This is a genomic window from Thalassobacter sp., assembly GCF_982993085.1.
In genome coordinates this window covers 1-3,503 of sequence record NZ_CEZFMW010000195.1, presented here as the reverse complement: position 1 = coordinate 3,503, position 3,503 = coordinate 1, and the positions used below count along the sequence as shown (strand labels likewise).

At 58.3% G+C, this 3,503-nt stretch carries 3 protein-coding genes; 2 read left to right on the top strand and 1 reads right to left on the bottom strand.

Going from position 1 to position 3,503, the window contains the following annotated elements:
• Positions 1-23: 23 nt before the first annotated feature.
• Complete coding sequence (locus tag AC4GMC_RS17705) at positions 24-1,319, top strand: citrate synthase (RefSeq protein WP_058122299.1); 1,296 nt, start codon at positions 24-26, stop codon at positions 1,317-1,319.
• 178 nt (positions 1,320-1,497) lie between these two features.
• Positions 1,498-2,460 (top strand): calcium-binding protein, encoded by a 963-nt coding sequence (locus AC4GMC_RS17700; RefSeq protein WP_487876618.1) that lies wholly within the window; start codon positions 1,498-1,500, stop codon positions 2,458-2,460.
• A 213-nt stretch (positions 2,461-2,673) separates the two neighbouring features.
• Here the strand turns inward: AC4GMC_RS17700 and AC4GMC_RS17695 are convergent.
• On the bottom strand, positions 2,674-3,503 hold an 830-nt coding region (locus AC4GMC_RS17695; RefSeq protein WP_487876617.1), incomplete at its 5' end, for a DUF6456 domain-containing protein.

Below are 3,503 nucleotides of genomic sequence, written 5' to 3'. Positions count from 1 at the left end.
GTGGGCCTAATATGAGGAAAACCATGGCTGATACTCCTAAGACGGCGACGCTGACGATCGGCGACACGACACTCGACTTGCCAATCCACTCCCCCACCTTGGGTCCTGATGTGCTTGATATTCGCAAGCTATATGCACAGGGCAAAGTCTTCACCTATGACCCCGGCTTCACATCGACTGCCGCCTGTGACAGCGCCATCACCTACATCGATGGCGACGAAGGCGTTCTGCTGCACTACGGCTATCCCATTGACCAGCTGGCGGGCAAATCCCACTACCTTGAGGTCTGCTATTTGCTGCTGTACGGGGCGCTCCCTTCGGCCGCTGAGCTGGAACATTTTGAGACGACAATCACGCGTCACACGATGATCCACGAGCAGATGCACAACTTCTTCCGTGGCTTCCGTCGCGACGCACACCCAATGGCCACGATGGTCGGTGTGGTTGGCGCAATGTCGGCGTTTTATCACGACAGCACCGATATCTCGGACGCGCAGCAGCGTGAGGTCGCCTCGCACCGCCTGATCGCCAAGATGCCGACGATCGCTGCAATGGCCTACAAATACTCCATCGGGCAGCCGTTTGTGTATCCGCGCAATGACCTCGATTACGCGGCCAACTTCTTGCACATGTGTTTCTCGGTCCCGGCTGAAGACTACGTGGTTGATCCGATCCTCGCCCGTGCGATGGACCGTATCTTTACGCTCCATGCCGACCATGAGCAGAACGCCTCCACCTCGACGGTGCGTTTGGCATCCTCGTCCGGTGCGAACCCGTTCGCCTGTATCGCTGCTGGCATTGCATGTCTCTGGGGCCCTGCCCACGGCGGCGCGAACCAAGCCTGCCTCGAAATGCTTAAGGAAATCGGCACTCCAGACCGCATTCCCGAGTTCATCGCCCGTGCCAAGGATAAGAACGATCCGTTCCGCCTGATGGGCTTTGGCCACCGCGTTTACAAAAACTTCGATCCCCGCGCGACGGTAATGAAGCAGTCCGCCGATGAGGTGCTGGAGCTGATGGGTGTTGAAGACAACCCCCTGTTGCAGGTCGCCAAGGAGCTTGAAAAAGCCGCGCTTGAGGATCCTTACTTCGCAGAGAAGAAGCTGTTCCCGAACGTCGATTTCTATTCGGGCATCATTCTTGAGGCGATGGGTTTCCCCACATCGATGTTCACACCGATCTTCGCGCTGTCGCGGACCGTTGGTTGGATTTCGCAGTGGAAAGAGCAACTGTCGGATCCAGCCCACAAGATCGGGCGCCCTCGGCAGCTATACACCGGCCCCACGCAGCGTGACTACGTGGATGTCGAAAACCGCTAAGCGGCTCTGATAGTTCAGAATTTAAAAGGCGCGGCGCCGTAAAGGGGCCGCGCCTTTTTCGTTGCCACGACACAGACCTGCCCAATTTCGACCTCAGTTTTTCTGTCTACACTTCGTTAACCTTTTCTCTCGTCCCTGTGTTTGATCACCATGGACCGCGTTATGACGGAGCTTTTTCATGCTAGAGTTGTTGGGATTATTTCTTTTGGCCCCCCTGATGATGGGCCTTGGCGGATCGGCCTCGGATGACGCCGTTGAAAGCGGTGCATTTGGTGAGATGGAGGATGAACCTGACACAAGTGGTGACGACATCTTGGATCGCATCCGAACCCTAGACGACGGCGTCGACACCTTCATCGGCGGTTCGGGCACCGATCTGATTAACGGCGGGACAGGCGATGATACCCTTTCGGGGGGCGATGGGATCAACATCCTATTGGGTGGCACCGGGAATGACCTGATCCAAGGGGGCGCAGACGCCGATATTCTTGTGGGCGAAGACGGTACCGACCGGATCGAGGGTGGGAGTGGCGGAGACTTTTTGGATGGCGGCGCCGGGTCCGACACTTTGGACGGCGGTGCGGGGGATGACTTTCTCTTTGGCGGCGACGGGGCCGATACCTTGGACGGCGGCCTTGGTGACGATGTCCTTACGGGTGGTAACGGCGCGGATGTACTAAACGGTGGCGAAGGCAACGACATCCTCTTTGCCGGTACCCTGGGGGAACGTGACCTAAGTCTTGCGGAATGGTTTGAGTTCGCTGAGACCAGCATCCAGCCTGAAGGACTGTTCCAAGCCACATTGCCCGACGACGGCGTCAGCGATACCGTATTTGGCGCCGACGGAAATGATATAATGATCCTGGGCGGCGGGGATGAAGCCGAGGGCGGCGACGGCAGTGATGTGTTCATCCTTCTTGCGGAGCGCACCGGCGATCCGGTCATCATCACCGACTATAATGACACCGCGGACCAGCTGACGATTGAAGCCTCCGCGACAGGGCCAGACATTGTCATGACCCCGGTGCAGGTCGGCTCTGATATCGAATATCGAAACACCGACGGTGACACAGTCGTCATCCTGCGCAACCAAGATCTTTCGACCTTTGATCCTAGCCGTGTTACGAGCGAGATGGTCTAGGCGGCCCCCAATTGAGTGATCCAAAAAACCGACGCAGGGCCAAGCCACCCATGTTCGAACGAAACAAAGGGCCGCTCCCTGCGACCCCATCAACAATACTCACACTTTTCACGTCACCACCGGGCTTTGAACCTCTACAAGGATCGCCACAAAATCGGTGCCATCCAAACGACTAGCCCCAAAGGCGGGCTTTCTCTGCGCAGGATGCGTCGCCTATCGAAGACCCGCATAATGCAATTCTAGGCGCTGTAGCGCGATGCGGAGCACGATTTTACCCGAACGCGCCGCCCAGCCCATGCGCTTTTCAGCCGCCTCAAGCCCTTCAAGATAGCAACAGACGCGCAGGACGACATCGCCAAGGCCCGGCCCAAGGTCCTGTAGGGCGGCGTGTACCCGTGCACGCGCATCCATCGGCCCCGACGCAGGCCCCTTGGCACCAAAGCTGCCACAATCCCCGGGCGTGAGGAACCTTTCCCAGTTCTGGCCGACACGGGCCCCCATTTGCGCGGCTTCAAAATCTTCGCGCAGACGTTCGCCAGCAAGGACCAAGTTCATGTTCAAGAATGGCTCACCATTCTTGTCTTTCTTGCGCGCAAGGGCACCCAGGGGGCTTTCGGCCAGATTGACACGCACTGTTTCATCCGTGCCGGGGATTGTCCGCTCACCCCACTCGACGTGTTGGGTCAAAAACGGCGACGGTGCTTCGGCCATACCGCGCTGTTCAATCTTGCGCTTGTGATCCTCCGCCAAGAACCGCTTGAGCGCTGCGCGCCCAGCTTCGGTGATCCGATAGCGCGTAACCTTGCCTGCCGCGTAACAACTGATCCAGTCTTTCAGCGCGAATGCTTGTGCCACGGGCCGGGGCACGACTGCTGTACGCGTCGGTGCCTCATCGTCAGGTTGGCGCAGGACAACGGCGCGGTCCATTTCATGGCTGACGACGAGGACGGCATCACGTTCGCAAAGCCTTCTTAAAATTCGTCGCGCTTCACGCGCGATCGTGTCGTCGTCCAGCAAACTGGCGGGGGAACTCATTGCTGTCA